Annotated in this window: 12 protein-coding genes; all 12 read left to right on the top strand. The window is 38.4% G+C overall.

From position 1 onward, the window contains the following. A partial coding sequence (locus H5R88_RS03815; protein ID WP_182600278.1) for an LPXTG cell wall anchor domain-containing protein occupies positions 1–331 on the top strand: 331 nt, incomplete at its 5' end. A 1,525-nt stretch (positions 332–1,856) separates the two neighbouring features. Next, positions 1,857–3,164, top strand: coding sequence for a serine--tRNA ligase (gene serS / locus H5R88_RS03810; RefSeq protein ID WP_182600277.1), 1,308 nt, complete (start codon positions 1,857–1,859; stop codon positions 3,162–3,164). A 472-nt stretch (positions 3,165–3,636) separates the two neighbouring features. After that, a complete protein-coding gene (locus tag H5R88_RS03805) occupies positions 3,637–5,100 on the top strand; it encodes an ABC transporter substrate-binding protein/permease (protein WP_182600276.1) in 1,464 nt (487 codons plus the stop codon). 1 nt (position 5,101) lies between these two features. After that, positions 5,102–5,845, top strand: a complete 744-nt coding sequence (locus H5R88_RS03800) for an amino acid ABC transporter ATP-binding protein (protein WP_182579180.1) — start codon at positions 5,102–5,104, stop codon at positions 5,843–5,845. Between the two features lie 301 nt (positions 5,846–6,146). Continuing rightward, entirely contained in the window at positions 6,147–7,496 is a 1,350-nt protein-coding gene (locus tag H5R88_RS03795) for an amino acid permease (RefSeq protein WP_182600275.1), read from the top strand. A 951-nt stretch (positions 7,497–8,447) separates the two neighbouring features. Next, on the top strand, positions 8,448–9,653 hold the full coding sequence (locus tag H5R88_RS03790; protein WP_182579203.1) for a NupC/NupG family nucleoside CNT transporter: 1,206 nt from the start codon (positions 8,448–8,450) through the stop codon (positions 9,651–9,653). A 79-nt stretch (positions 9,654–9,732) separates the two neighbouring features. After that, complete coding sequence (gene rihC, locus H5R88_RS03785; RefSeq protein WP_182579178.1) at positions 9,733–10,641, top strand: ribonucleoside hydrolase RihC; 909 nt, start codon at positions 9,733–9,735, stop codon at positions 10,639–10,641. A gap of 100 nt (positions 10,642–10,741) precedes the next feature. Further along, positions 10,742–11,626, top strand: coding sequence for a 3-hydroxyacyl-CoA dehydrogenase (locus tag H5R88_RS03780; protein WP_182600274.1), 885 nt, complete (start codon positions 10,742–10,744; stop codon positions 11,624–11,626). Positions 11,627–11,800: 174 nt separating this feature from the next. Next, positions 11,801–12,526 (top strand): 16S rRNA (guanine(527)-N(7))-methyltransferase RsmG, encoded by a 726-nt coding sequence (gene rsmG, locus H5R88_RS03775; RefSeq protein ID WP_182600273.1) that lies wholly within the window; start codon positions 11,801–11,803, stop codon positions 12,524–12,526. A gap of 17 nt (positions 12,527–12,543) precedes the next feature. Then, positions 12,544–13,509 carry a nucleoid occlusion protein gene (locus H5R88_RS03770; protein ID WP_182600272.1) on the top strand — a complete coding sequence of 322 codons (966 nt, stop codon included), beginning with the start codon at positions 12,544–12,546 and terminating at the stop codon, positions 13,507–13,509. A gap of 12 nt (positions 13,510–13,521) precedes the next feature. After that, positions 13,522–14,292 (top strand): ParA family protein, encoded by a 771-nt coding sequence (locus H5R88_RS03765; RefSeq protein ID WP_182600271.1) that lies wholly within the window; start codon positions 13,522–13,524, stop codon positions 14,290–14,292. Beyond that, positions 14,279–15,163: a ParB/RepB/Spo0J family partition protein gene (locus H5R88_RS03760; protein ID WP_182579173.1), complete on the top strand. Its 885-nt coding sequence runs from the start codon at positions 14,279–14,281 to the stop codon at positions 15,161–15,163. The genes H5R88_RS03765 and H5R88_RS03760 overlap by 14 nt, the downstream gene beginning before the upstream one ends. Positions 15,164–15,170: the final 7 nt, after the last annotated feature.

Genomic DNA, 15,170 nt, shown 5'->3' with positions numbered 1-15,170 from the left:
TTACCCAGATGGCTCAACAGATGTTGTAACAACTACTATTACAGTTGTTGATGATAAGACCACTACTCCAGAAAATGGTAACAACAATAACGGTAAGGGTAACGTTATTAACAATGATAACCAGGGTAATAACAACCAAGGTAATGTCGAAAACACTGGTTCCACAGTTCAACCTAGTGCTAATACGACAACACCTACTAATAACACTGAAAATACTAAGACCTTACCACAAACTGGTAATGATGCTAATAAGACCGCTTCATTAGTTGGTTTAGGATTAGCTTCCGTTGCTACAATGTTTGGCCTTGGTAAGAAGAAGCGTCAAGACTAATTGTTAACCTTAATCCCCTTCAATTAGAAATGACTTTCAAAAGTGGGCTTGAAAAAACTAGACAATGCTACTTTCGTAGCTGTCTAGTTTTTTCTTTTGGTCTTAATTAGTGTGAAGCGGGAGTAAGATAAGTAGTCAAAAGGATTACTTATCTCTTGCTCAATTAACAACGAGCGGACTCTTAGAAATTATGGTGCTATTGGCGTGGGAGAAGGTGGGGTAAAAAGAAACTTATTTATCGGAAGTGTTGTTATAACGGCACTTACCAACTGCTGATTTTATAGAAATTAATGATTTTCTGCTGATAAACAAGTTGCAAAAAGGTGCTAATGAGCGTAAACTAATATGTAGAGTTTAAAGCAAGTGATTGCCAGTTTTATATCATATTTAATATGATAATGGTCACAGCTTGTCAACAGGTGTCGACATTTATCTGGTCGACGATCACAGATGAAATGCAGCCTGGTAGTAATTATTATTTTAATTACTACTTACCTTACAAGGTATTCACCTTTTATTTATACAAGTGATTTCACTATGATGACTTAACAACACTCTGTAAGGTAGTGACAAGTATGTGCCAGTTGATTTGGAATAGTCCTTATAAACTGGCGGATATAGCCTATTATGGTAGCTTATTATAAAGCGACCCCCGATGCTTTATGATAGCTACCATGTAGGGGTCGTCACTTAACTTGATAGTGGTAATAGTTAAGTTATTAAATATAACGTGGACTTTTGTTGGCCACGACCACTACTCCTTAATGGATGTGAGGTTATCGCCTCATATAAAGGGGATATCATTATCTGTTGAGCCATGCATGATTGATATGTCAAACGATAGATAATGCCTATAAGGAACCCCCCGAATATTTAACCTTAGGCAATAGTAGCGATATATCTCCCCCAGATAAGTAGAAGATCAATTTACTGTCTTCTTTAATGACATTTAAGCAGATAATAAATTTAGATTTATCATATAGTGTATGAGCTACTAGTAGATATTATTGTTCATGACAATCATATCAAGTATGGGTTCTATATACTCCCTATAAGGTATTTGATAATATCCCCTAAAAAGTCGGCGTAGAATTACAACAGGATGGTAAATGTGCTAGCCTCCTGATTGTTAGCCGCTTGATAATAGGTTTTAGGTTGAATGGTGGACCTATTATCAAAGTTAGTTGTGCGTAAACTAACCAAAAAAGGATTTTCGTTACTGAAAATCCTTTTTTGATTTAAATAAAGATTTAATTGATAAATTAAGGAAAGTGTAATAAGATAATTGCAGAATAAGAAACACGGATGCATTTCAAGTAGGTCATCTAGAGAGACAGCGGTTGGTGCAAGCTGTTGACTGAAACTCCGGTGCAGAGATATGTGGGTGGGTAATGCCACACGGTTGGTAACCGTTATCTACCACGAGGGTGACTTTTGTCAAACTTGGGTGGTACCGCGGAACCAGAGCCATTTCGTCCCAAAATTTAAGGGAAGAAATGGCTCTTTTTATATAGGAGGAGACAAAATGTTAGATATTAAAAAGATTCGTCAAGAACCTGATTTTTATAAGCAAAAGCTAGCTACACGGGGCGTAAAAGCAGCAGAGATTGATGAAGTTATTGCCCTGGACAAAAAGCGGCGTGAATTACTGCAACAAACGGAAACAATGAAGGCTCAACGGAATGAAGCCTCTAAAAAGATTGGTGAGGCAAAACGCAATGGTGAATCAGCTGATGCGGCCATTAAAGAAACCCGCGAATTGGGTGACAAGATTAAGAAATTAGACGGGGAAGTAGAGGCTAATGACGCATTACTCCACGATAAAATGGCACATTTACCAAATATTCCGCATGATGGCGTTCCGGTTAGTTTAACTGAAGAAGGGGCCGTTGAATTACGAAAGGTTGGTAGCATTCGTCAGTTTGACTTTGAACCTAAACACCACTGGGATATCGGTGAAAAACTTGGTATTTTGGATTTTGATCGTGCAGCGAAGGTTTCTGGAGCGCGTTTTGTCTATTACCTTGGCTTGGGAGCTCAGTTGGAACGGGCGGTTTACAATTTTATGTTAGATGAGCATATGGCTGATGGCTATACTGAAGTTATTCCACCATATATCGTCAATGCGGCATCCATGTATGGAACTGGTCAATTCCCTAAGTTTAAAGCAGGGGTTTATCAAGTTAACGGGGAAGATATGACACTAATTCCAACTGCCGAAGTACCGTTGACTAATTATTACCGGGGCGAAGTAATTCCGGCCGACGAATTACCTGTTTACGTTACGGCTTTAACTCCTAGCTTCCGTTCAGAGGCAGGGGCAGCCGGGCGTGATACGCGTGGTTTAATTCGGATGCACCAGTTTAATAAGGTAGAGATGGTTAAATACACCAAACCAGAAGATTCTTGGGATGAACTTGAAAAGATGACTGCTAATGCGGAAAACATCTTGAAGAAGTTAGGTTTACCATACCATGTCATTACTTTAACTACTGGTGATATGAGTTTTACTGCTTCTGAAACTCATGACCTTGAATTATGGATGCCAGCCCAAAATAAGTATCGTGAAGTATCAAGTTGTTCAAATTGTTTGGACTTCCAAGCTCGCCGGATGCATACTCAATATCGGGATGAGAATGGTAAGTTACAATATGTTCACACGCTTAATGGTTCAGGATTAGCTGTTGGACGGACGGTTGCTGCTATCTTGGAAAACTACCAAAATGCGGATGGTTCTGTAACAATTCCAGAAGTATTAGTTCCCTACATGCATGGGGTTACTAAGATTACTAAGGAAAATGCGGTTCCCTTTCGAAACAAGGGCAACAAGTAAGTAAAATCAGGAGCGGGAATGCGACAGAAGTCACTGGTAGCTTCGTTTTTCGACGCGAAGCTAGCCTCTCTGGGAGCTCCCGCAAGCAACAACAGGCCTCCAATGTTCGGTTTTACCGAGCATTGGAGGCCTTTGTACTACGCTATTTGTCCTTTATGAAAGAAACCTGATGTATGTTACACCCCTCTTTTTTTGCACCTTATAAATCAATTATTTTATAAGTAAATCCTTGTTTCTTAACGAATTTTAAAACGTTTGTTGTCTGCAAAAAGATAGTGTGCGTATTTTCATTTTGTTATAAAAATTGACTTAATAAAATTAACTATAATTAGGAGCTGCCCTTTTATTATTTTTGTTTAAATCGCTGCCATCTTTGATAAACACACACTTTGCTAAAGCATATTTCCTTTGGTCCTTGGTGATGATAGAGTATTACTAAAGTTAAAATTTGATTAAAAAGGAGTCGGTAAAGATGCGTGGCAGCAAATTAAAAAAGATGATCATCACCAGTGTTGCAGTTCTTGGAATTGTGATGGGGTGGCAAATGGTCGAACCTCAGCAGGTGTCTGCCGACGAACCAACATATACGTTTGCAACGAATAATACATTTGAACCATTTGAAATTCAGGATAGTAAAGGTGGATATTTTGGTAAAAATCCCGGAATTGAAATTGAAATGCTTAAAAAAATTGCTAAGCATGAACATTTTAAATATGAATTAAAGCCGATGAGTTTTAACGGTGACTTGCAAGCTCTTGAATCAGGACAAGTCGATGCGGTAATTGCAGGGATGAGTGTTACTGATGAGCGAAAAGAAAAGTATGATTTTTCAACGCCTTATTATACTGACGGGGTTGAGATGGCAGTTGCAAAAGATAGCAATATCAAATCAATAAAACAACTGCGCGGTAAAACTGTTTCGGCTAAGTCGGGAACTAGTGCCGCTTTATTCTTAAAGAAGAATCAGAAAAAGTATGGCTATAAGATCCGATATTTTGATTCATCGAATACGATGTGGAATGATGTCAAGAACGGAAATACTGCGGCAACTTTCGATGACGGTCCAGTTATTGAATATGGAATTAAAGAAGGGGTTCCGCTCAAAATCGTGACAAAAAAGGCAATTGATGCTCAACCAGTTGCCGTTGGATTCCAAAAAGGCAAGAACCTGGCATTGCAAAAGAAAATGAATAACGGAATCAAGTGGCTTAAAGATACTGGCCAAATGGATCAAATCATTGCTAAGTATACTAAGAGTGACAAAACGGCAAAAAGCAATGCGACTGATAGGACAATCTGGGGCTTAATAAAGGTTAACTATCCTGCCTTATTGCGTGGATTGTGGATGACAATTGAATTAACAGTTGTTGGTATTATTTTTGCAATGATCTTTGGGATAATTCTAGGTATATTAGGTATTGTGCAAAATAAGTTTGCTAATGCAATTTCAAGCGTCCTTATTTATATTTTCCGAGGAATTCCAATGATCGTGCTGGCCTTCTTCATTTATATGGGGGTTCCCAATGTGATTGGGCATAAAGTTCCATTATTCTTAGCTGGAATTTTAACATTAACTTTTGATGAAGGAGCATATATTGGAGCGATCGTTAAGGGTGGTTTTGAAGCAGTTAATATTGGTCAGTGGGAAGCAGCGCGGAGTTTAGGATTACCTTATAGTAAGGCGTTGATTAAGGTTATTGCCCCACAAGGCTTTAAACTCATGATTCCTTCGTTAGTTAACCAATTTATTATTACTTTGAAAGATACCTCAATTCTTTCAGCAATTGGTGTAATGGAACTTACTCAAACTGGGACCGTCATTATTTCCCAGAATATGGAAGGATTTAAGATGTGGTTAATCATTGGGACGATGTATATCATCATCATAACTCTATTAACTTGGTTATCAAATTACGTACAAAAGAGGATGGGTTAATATGGACAAAAACTATAAAGTACAAGTAAAAAATCTGCACAAAAGTTATGGAAGTAATGAAGTGCTAAAAGGGATTAGCTTGGACGTAAAACCTAATGAGGTGGTTTGTATGATTGGACCATCAGGATCAGGTAAAAGCACCTTCCTCCGGTGTATTAATAAACTTGAAGAACCAAATAGTGGGCAAATATATGTTGATGGATACGATATTGCTGATCCGCAGGTAAATATTAATAAGGTTCGTGAAAATATTGGAATGGTTTTTCAGCATTTTAATCTTTTCCCTAATATGAATGTTTTAGCCAATATTACATTGGCTCCTGTTCAACTGGGGAAGCTGACCACGGAAGAGGCCCAAAAAGCTGCTATGCACTATCTTGACTTAGTTGGCCTAGCTGATAAAGCGGGCGCTGATCCAACCAAGCTATCTGGAGGTCAACAACAGCGGGTAGCGATTGCTCGTGCCCTTGCGATGAGACCAGATGTAATGCTCTTTGATGAACCAACGAGTGCCCTTGACCCTGAAATGGTAGGGGATGTTCTCGAAGTAATGAAACGGTTAGCACAAGAGGGGATGACGATGATTGTGGTAACTCATGAAATGGGGTTTGCAAAACAAGTTGCTGATCGAGTTGTTTTCTTCCATAATGGGGATATTCGTGAACAAGGTACGCCAGAAGCAATTTTTAATAATCCACAACATCCAGATACGAAGAATTTTTTGGACAAAGTACTAAATATTTAATTATCGACTGACTTTCCGTAATTTAAATTTGACAAAGTTAGAATAACCATTATAATGATGAGTAACATCTAATGATTGGTTGACAGAGAATCCAGTATTTGCTGAAAGCTGGATCCAATTAAATGGCATGAGCGTTTGAAATGGAGTGGTTTCCTTATCAACCGAGAGGTAGTTCATTAGGTTGAGTTATAAAGATGGGTGGAACCGCGTTAATAACGTCCCTGGTATTTTAATTGCCAGAGACGTTTTTTTATTTAAGAAAACGTTTTTGTTATTAACTTAATTTTTAAGGAGGCATATTATGGACGAAAAACAACAACAGAAGTTAGAACGATCGCTTAAGAGTCGTCACGTAACGATGATTGCTATTGGTGGAGCTATTGGGACTGGTCTTTTCCTTGGATCAGGAACCGCTATTCACCAGGCGGGCCCTTCAATCATTCTTTCATACCTAATCGTCGGTATCTTTTGCTTCTTTATGATGCGGGCGTTAGGAGAACTTATTTTAGCTGATCCTTCAAAGCATTCCTTTATTGATTCAGTTAAGGAATATCTTGGAGACCGGATGGAATTTGTTGCTGGATGGATGTACTGGGCATGTTGGCTAACACTAGCAATGGCAGACCTTACCGCAACTGGTATTTACTTGAAATATTGGTTCCCTAATTTACCACAATGGGTTGGCCCATTAATTATTGTCCTTTTATTAATGTTAGTAAATATGGTAAATGTTGGACTGTTTGGTGAACTGGAAAGTTGGTTCTCAATGATTAAGGTGATCGCAATTTTAGCCTTAATAGTAGTTGGCGTGGTCTTACTTGTGATGCATGGTCATGTTGAAGGCCGGCCAGTAACACTTTCAAACTTGGTTAATCAAGGCGGTTTTTTCCCCACTGGTCCAATGGGTTTCTTAATATCTTTCCAAATGGTAGTCTTTGCCTTTGTTGGAATTGAAATGGTTGGTTTGACAGCTGGTGAAACTAAGAATCCAAATAAAGATATTCCGAAAGCAATCAATACCTTGCCAGTCCGGATTGGTTTATTTTATATTGGATCAATGATTGCCATGATGTCAATTTACCCATGGTTCCAGATTAAGACTACTTCTAGTCCATTTGTTCAAGTGTTTGCAGCAATTGGTGTTCCAGGAGCAGCGGCGATCCTAAACTTCGTAGTTTTGACTGCTGCCATGTCTGCAACTAATAGTGCAATCTTTAGTACGAGCCGTTCGCTTTATTCATTAGCTCGAAGTGGAAACGCGCCCAAACGTTTTGGTGAATTAAGTGCCAAGGCGGTGCCTAATCATGCGTTAACTTTTTCTTCCTTGATTCTTTTTATCACAGTTATCTTGAATTATATTATGCCGGCGGGGATATTTGATGTGATTGCTGGGATTTCAACAATTACCTTTATCTTTACTTGGATTATTATTTTAATTGCGCATATTAAATTCCGGCAACAAAATCCCAAGGGAGTTACTAATTTTAGAATGCCAGGATATCCGATTACTAGTTGGTTAACTGTTATTTTCTTCTTGGCGGTTCTTGTAATTCTACTCTTTATTGATTCAACGCGGATTCCATTAATCCTTTCAATCGCTATTTTTGCTTTACTTGCTTATGGTTATGGATTCCTGAAGAAGAAAAATTAATAATATAGAAGAGACTCAAAAAATTTTGAGTCTTTTTTCTTTTGCATTTAATAATTATTAGTTTAAAAGAGGACTAATAAGTAATAAAAAGGAAAGCTTTGTTTAATAGTGTTAGGGGATCCAAATCCCAGTGTAACGCTATTTGATTGCCTTTTAGTAGAGGTGAGATTATACTAAAAGCGTGGAAAGATAGAAGGCCGAATTTTACAAACATCTTCTCATAATAAAACTACTTTGAAGTACGTTAATTAGACTTTTTGCATAAAAATACCAACACCCCACTCCACATGAAACGCTTTAGTTTCCGTAAAAAGTATAATATGTTAACTAAAAGTGATTAGTGGCCATATCTACAACGAACCTATAATGATAAGCTTAAGTTCCTCGTATTAAACAGATAGATAAGTTACCAAAAATTAAGATAATAATACTCGGCCTTTCTTCCCACTTCTTAATGGTTGAGAAGCTCGGAATGCTATTTTGATAAACGTCCCGGGCTTTTGCCAGTTTAAATCCTAAAGATTTTATATTATTTCCTGGGAAATCTTAAAGTTAGTGAAACGGTAAATTATCTAATGTGTTTGAACAGTTGCTCAATTGATTTTAATTGTAATTGAAAGCCTTGGCAGGATGACGGAAAGGTGCATAGCAAGGCCAATTTGCCATGGATCTTTCTGTCTCTTTTTTACTAACATATGACAACGTTTTCATAAGTTGTAAAAAACTTTGTGAAATTTTAAAAGACTAAAAAGTTAATAAAATGAATGAATTGTAAAATTATAATTTAAAAAATGATAGAAATTCACAAGTTGTCTACAAAATAGCGCTTTACAGGAATCAAATTTAAAGATATTCTTAAATAGTTAACTCGCCACAATTGCAATTATTGTATTTTAATTTGGAACGGCTGTTAACGAATATTCTATTTAAGGAGGGTACACAGCCATGTCTATGTATCTTATTATCAACATTATTGGGTTGATTGTCTTTCTTGGAATTGGATGGCTTTTTTCCAAGAACCGAAAGGAAATCAACTGGAAGACTGTAGGAATCATGGTAGTCTTGAACTTACTTTTAGCATGGTTCCTAGTAAGTTCAGCAGCTGGTCGTGCTGGGGTTAAAGCGGCCGCTGATGGTTTTGCTTGGATTGTTAATGTATCTGCAAAAGGAACTGTGTTTGCATTAGGTGATTGGTACACACCAAAGAACCTTAACTTCATTTGTTCTGCATTGATGCCAATCCTTATGATTGTTCCATTGTTCGATATCTTAAACTACATTGGTGTATTACCATGGATTATTAAGTGGATCGGACGTGGGCTTTCATTCATTACTGGTGAACCTAAGTTTGAATCATTCTTTGCTGTAGAAATGATGTTCTTAGGTAACACTGAAGTCTTGGCTGTTTCTGGTATGCAATTACGTGCCATGAACAAGGAACGTAACTTGACTATTGCTATGATGTCAATGTCTTGTGTTACTGCTTCAATTCTTGGTGCATATATTGAAATGATGCCAGGACAATATATTCTGACTGCTGTTCCAATTAATATTATTAACTCATTGATTGCTGTAAGTATGTTAAACCCTGTTAAGGTTCCAGCTGAAGACGACACCATCGAAAAAGTTGGTGCTGAAGTTGATTCCGATAAGCGTGAACCATTCTTTAGTTTCTTGGGCGACTCAATTTTAGGTGCTGGTAAGTTAATCCTTATCATTATTGCTAATGTTGTTGCCTTCGTTGCTTTGGCAGCCTTGATCGATGCTATCTTAGCATTGTTCTGGAAGGACCTTTCACTTGAAAGTATCTTAGGTGTTATCATGTTCCCATTCTCATGGTTACTTGGTTTACCTGTTCACCAAGCATGGATGCTTTCTCAAGATATGGGTATGAAGTTGATTACTAACGAATTCGTTGTTATGGGTAAGGTTACTGGTGAAATCAACAGTTACGCACCTCACTTGCGGGCTGTCTTGACTGTCTTCGTAACTTCATTTGCTAACTTCGGTACTTTAGGGATGATTATTGGTGCCTTCAAAGGATTAGTTAACAAAGAAAACAACGATTACATTGCTTCAAACATTGGTTACTTAATGCTTTCTGGTATTTTAGTTTCATTATTATCAGCCGCATTTGTTGGCCTCTTTGTTTGGTAGAAATGGGAAAGCAGCTAGCGTGGCTGCTTTTTTAAACATTAAATTCGAAAACGCTTGCACAATAAAAGGAGACAAAATTATGACGACAAAGATTATTATGGATACTGACCCAGGTATTGATGACGCGGCTGCTTTAACGATGGCTATCAATGACCCATCGTTAGACTTGAAATTGGTTACGACAGTTGCCGGTAACGTTACCGTTGATAAAACAACTGCTAACGCCTTGAAGATTATCCATTTCTTCGGTAAAGATATCCCGGTTGCGGCAGGTGCTAAGCAACCATTAATTAAACCTTTTGAGGATGCTGCTCGAATTCATGGTGAATCGGGAATGCCTGGTTATGACTTTGGCAATGATTATGGTAAGCCGTTAGACAAGACTGCTGTTGAAGCGCTTCATGATGCAATTATGGCCGAAGATGAGGTTATATTAGTTCCAACTGGATCATATACTAATATTGCTTTGCTCTTTAGCGAATACCCAGAAGTGAAGAGCCACATTAAACAAATTGTTGCGATGGGTGGTTCATTCTCTGGGGGCAACATGACCAGTGCTGCTGAATTCAATGTCTTCACTGATCCCGACGCTGCTAAGATTATGTATAATGCTGGTGTTCCAATTGTAACTGTTGGTCTGGATGTTACCTTAAAGGCCCTCTTAACAGCTGATACAATTGAAAAACTTGGTAACCTTAATAAGACTGGTAAAATGCTTCATGGCTTAATCACTCATTATAATGATGGTAGTGACCAAGGTCGTCCAATGCACGATGTAAACACTATTTTCTACCTACTTCACCCTGAAGCATTTACTACAAAGGATCTGTGGGTTGATGTTCAAACAGATGGTCCAGCAATTGGTGCTACTGTTGGTGATATTCGCGCTGCTTACCATGATGGTAAGACTAATGCAAAAGTTTGCTTAGATATTGATGCAGAATACTTTAATAAGTGGTTCTTGGAAGAAGTAAGTAAAATGAAATAGGATGATAGGAGCTGGAAGTTTTCTTTCGGCTCTTTTATTACTTTTTTACATAAGCGCTTTACTATAAATGATAGTAGTTAAATTAAGGAGTAAATATAAAATGAAGAATATTATGATTGCAGGCGCTGGGGTATTAGGTAGTCAGATTGCATATCAAACGGCCTTATCTGGCTTCAATGTCAGTGTATATAATCACCATATTGATACTGCTGAACGACGGATTAAGGCGCTAAAAAGTGATTATGAACGTGACTTGCATTTGACAGATAAGGAATTTCAACAGGGCCTTGATAATATCAAAGTAATTACTGATGATATTGCGACTGCAGTTAAAGATGCTGATTTAATGATCGAAGCATTACCCGAATCGTTAGAGTTAAAGGAGCGATTTTACGAGGAAGTTTCTGGATTAGCCCCCGAAAAAACAATCTTTGCTAGCAATTCCTCTACTTTCATTCCTAGCCAACTAGCTCCTTATACTAATCGGCCAGAAAAGTTTCTTAATATGCACTTTGCCAACCAAATTTGGAAATTTAATGTGGTCGAAATTATGGGTACTTCCCAAACGCGTCCAAAAGTAATTGAAGAAGCTACAAAGTTTGCCCGGGAAATAAAGATGGTTCCTATTATTCTTAATAAGGAACAACACGGTTATATTTTGAATTCACTTTTAATTCCGTTACTGGCCTCTGGTCTTAGTTTATGGGCAAAAGGAATTGTTGAGCCAGAGATGATTGATAAAGATTGGATGATTTCAACAGGAGCACCAATGGGACCATTTGGTATTTTAGATATGGTCGGTTTACGGACGGCGGCACAAATTGAACGGAATACTTATGCCCAAACTAAGGATGAAAGTCATAAGGAAATTGCCGATAAGATGGAAAGAATGATTCAAGAAGGGCACGAAGGAAAAGAATCGGGGCAAGGATTTTATAATTATCCCAATCCGGCCTTTATGGATCCAGACTTCTTAAAGCATTAGACTAAGTATTAAAAACGTTAAGAAAGGGAGCAAGATAAAAGTCGCGCGTGGTTGTTATCTTGCTCCTTATTTTGTGCGCCGATTTTCACGTAATCCGGTTGCAACAATGACGAAATTACGGTACAGTAGTAGGTGACGTGAAACAAAAATGTTTCACGAAAGGAGACCTAATAAATGAATCCTGAACAATTTCAACAAACATTAGCTGATCATGGCATTACCTTATCAGCTGAACAAATGCAACAGTTTGCGGACTATTATCAATTATTAGTTGAAACTAATGAACACGTAAATTTAACACGGATTACTGAAAAGAATGAAGTGTATTTAAAACATTTTTATGACTCAATTACAGGAGCGTTTGCTGAACCACGCCTAGCAAGTGAAAAGCTGACGTTATGTGATATCGGTGCTGGTGCCGGTTTCCCTTCATTACCGTTGAAGATTGCTTTCCCACAATTGAAAGTAACAATTGTCGATTCATTAAATAAGCGGATTGCCTTTCTTGAAGACCTGGTTGTTAAACTGGGGTTAACCGATGTTACGTTAATTCATGATCGAGCAGAAACTTTCAGTGCCAAGAACAGTCCATATCGAGAAAAATTTGATGTCGTTACCGCCCGTGCTGTTGCCCGCTTATCAGTTTTAAGTGAATTATGTTTGCCAGCTGCTAAAGTTGGTGGGGAATTCATTGCTTATAAGGCAAGTGCGGCCCCTGAAGAACTTCAACAGGGTGGCACGGCAATTAAGCAGCTTGGTGGAAAGGTTCAAAAAACTGTTACACTAACTTTACCGGGAACTGATGAAGAACGTAATATTATTGTGATTGATAAGGTAAAGGCGACCCCTAACAAATATCCACGTCGTCCGGGCTTACCAAGTAAAAAACCAATTCAATAAGATAAGGAGTTGAAAGTATGGCTTTTTCATTATTTGGCAGAAAAAATAATTCTGATGATACAAAAAATAAGGTCGTAGAAGTAAAACTTGATCAAATTATTCCTAATCGTTATCAGCCACGGAAGGTTTTTGATCAAGATGGTATCCGTGAATTAGCACAAACAATTGATGAGCATGGGTTGTTACAACCAATTGTTTTACGTGAATATGAACCAGCAAAATATGAGATTATTGCTGGAGAACGTCGATACCGCGCAATGAAGCTCTTGAAGTGGGAAAAGGCACCAGCAATAATTGAAAAGATGAGTGATCAAGAGACTGCTTCGCTTGCCCTTATTGAAAATCTGCAACGGTCCCAATTGAGTTCAGTAGAAGAAGCTCAGGCCTACCGGCAATTAATGGACTTAAATCATCTTACCCAATCGCAATTGGCAAAAGGCATGGGGAAGAGCCAGTCCTTTGTTGCTAATAAATTACGGTTGCTTCGCCTAATTACCCCCGTTCAAACGGCTATCTTGGATCACCGGATTAGCGAACGTCACGGTCGGGCATTGTTAGATTTAGACGAAAAGCAACAACGGGATATGTTAATGCGGATTGTTAATGAACGGTTAACAGTTCGACAGACTGAAGATGAAGTTGCTCGCTTACTAGGGCGTCCTTTGCCGTCAGAGATTGCAGAATTAAAGGCTGCTGCGAAGCGCAAAGAATTAGCATCTATTGAAGATCATACTGAAGAAATAGTAGGTGGAGAAGAAGGGCCAGTAGAAAAACCGGCTGAAAAGAAACGAACTCCTAAAAAAAAGGCAACTAAGAAGTCTCGCAGCAAAAAGATCCAGAAGGCTAATGATGCACGGCTGGCATTAAATACGATTAAGAAGTCAGTTAAGCTGGCGACAAATGAAGGCTTTGAGATTAAATTGCATGAGGAAGAAAACGGCGATACTTATCAATTAACAATTGAAATTCCGAAGAAACAGTAGGGAGGCCAAAAAATGGGTTCTGTAATTGCCCTTGCAAACCAAAAAGGCGGTGTTGGTAAGACAACAACGAGTGTTAATTTGGGTGCATGTTTAGCTGAGAAAGGTCAGCGTGTCTTATTAATTGATCTTGACCCACAAGGAAATGCTACTAGTGGTTTAGGTGTTGAGAAACAGAATATTAAGCAAAGCATTTATGATGTTTTAATTAATGAAGTACCATTAGCGGATGTCATTCAAAAGACAAGCCACGAGGGAGTTGATATTGCTCCAACAACAATTGCCTTATCTGGTGCTGAAGTAGAATTAACTAATTTAATGGCGCGGGAAACCCGGCTTAAAGATACGTTTGGCGAAATTCGTAAAAATTATGATTTCATTTTAATCGATTGCCCACCCTCTCTTGGATTACTGACAATTAATGCGTTTACTGCCTGTGATTCAATCTTGATTCCTGTTCAAAGTGAATATTACGCATTGGAAGGATTAAGTCAGCTTTTAAATACAATCAAGCTTGTTCGTAAACATTTTAATCCTCAACTTAAGATTGAAGGTGTTCTTCTGACAATGTTTGACCGGCGCACAAACCTTGGACAACAGGTGAATTCTGAGGTCAAAAAGTTCTTTGGTGACCAGGTTTATGATACGATCATTCCACGTAATGTGCGTTTGTCAGAGGCTCCAAGTCACGGCTTAGCAATTATTGATTATGATAAAAATTCAACAGGTGCGCGCGTCTACCAACAATTAGCAAAGGAAGTGTTGGCTAACCATGGCAAAGAATAAAAAAGGTGGGCTTGGTCGGGGGATTGAGGCCCTCTTTGCAGAAAATGATGTAACTGAGCCCGCAGATGAAACCATTCAAGATATCAGGTTATCGTTAATCCATCCTAATCCCTATCAACCACGGCGAACGTTTGATAAAGAGGCATTGGCAGAGTTAGCCTCATCGATTGAGAAATCGGGGGTATTTCAGCCAATTATTCTTCGGCAGACGGATCCTAAGATTAATCGTTATGAATTGATTGCTGGGGAACGACGGTTTAGGGCCTCTAAGATCGCTAAACAGAAAACTATTCCAGCAATTGTACGTAATCTAAGCGATGACCAGATGATGGAAATTACAGTTCTCGAAAATCTTCAGCGGGAAGATCTAACACCGCTTGAAGAAGCTCAAGCCTACCAGATGCTAATGAATAAATTGTCATTAACTCAAGCGCAGGTTGCAAGTAGATTGGGTAAGAGTCGACCTTATATCGCTAATTATTTGCGATTGCTAGGTTTACCTAAAGTAATCAAAGAATTTCTTAATACCGGTAAACTATCCATGGGGCAGGCCCGGACAATTCTCGGATTGAAAGATAAAACAAAACTTGTTTCGCTTGCCCAGCGTGCTGTTGAACAAAACCTGACAGTACGACAATTAGAAGAGATTGTAACGAAAACCAATGGGACTGCAAAAAAGAAAGAGGAACGGCGAACGCAACGCAAACCAGTTTACATTCGGGAGGCTGAATCACAGCTACAGAGTAAATTTGGTACGAAAGTTGCTGTTGCCCAAAGTCGGAAAAAAGGCGTAGGAAAGATTGAAATACCTTATACATCAAATGAAGACTTTACCCGAATCCTTGAATTATTAAATATTACCTTAGATTAAGGAGGAA

The organism is Limosilactobacillus agrestis (genome assembly GCF_014145585.1).
In the GTDB taxonomy this organism is placed as follows: Bacteria; Bacillota; Bacilli; order Lactobacillales; family Lactobacillaceae; genus Limosilactobacillus; species Limosilactobacillus agrestis.
Note: the sequence above shows the minus strand (reverse complement) of the source record. Positions and strands in the feature narration are given on the sequence as shown.

Coding starts and splice junctions, on each gene's coding strand:
- serS (WP_182600277.1), top strand. CDS start 1,857: ATGTTAGATATTAAAAAGATTCGTCAAGAACCTGATTTTTATAAGCAA.
- H5R88_RS03805 (WP_182600276.1), top strand. CDS start 3,637: ATGCGTGGCAGCAAATTAAAAAAGATGATCATCACCAGTGTTGCAGTT.
- H5R88_RS03800 (WP_182579180.1), top strand. CDS start 5,102: ATGGACAAAAACTATAAAGTACAAGTAAAAAATCTGCACAAAAGTTAT.
- H5R88_RS03795 (WP_182600275.1), top strand. CDS start 6,147: ATGGACGAAAAACAACAACAGAAGTTAGAACGATCGCTTAAGAGTCGT.
- H5R88_RS03790 (WP_182579203.1), top strand. CDS start 8,448: ATGTATCTTATTATCAACATTATTGGGTTGATTGTCTTTCTTGGAATT.
- rihC (WP_182579178.1), top strand. CDS start 9,733: ATGACGACAAAGATTATTATGGATACTGACCCAGGTATTGATGACGCG.
- H5R88_RS03780 (WP_182600274.1), top strand. CDS start 10,742: ATGAAGAATATTATGATTGCAGGCGCTGGGGTATTAGGTAGTCAGATT.
- rsmG (WP_182600273.1), top strand. CDS start 11,801: ATGAATCCTGAACAATTTCAACAAACATTAGCTGATCATGGCATTACC.
- H5R88_RS03770 (WP_182600272.1), top strand. CDS start 12,544: ATGGCTTTTTCATTATTTGGCAGAAAAAATAATTCTGATGATACAAAA.
- H5R88_RS03765 (WP_182600271.1), top strand. CDS start 13,522: ATGGGTTCTGTAATTGCCCTTGCAAACCAAAAAGGCGGTGTTGGTAAG.
- H5R88_RS03760 (WP_182579173.1), top strand. CDS start 14,279: ATGGCAAAGAATAAAAAAGGTGGGCTTGGTCGGGGGATTGAGGCCCTC.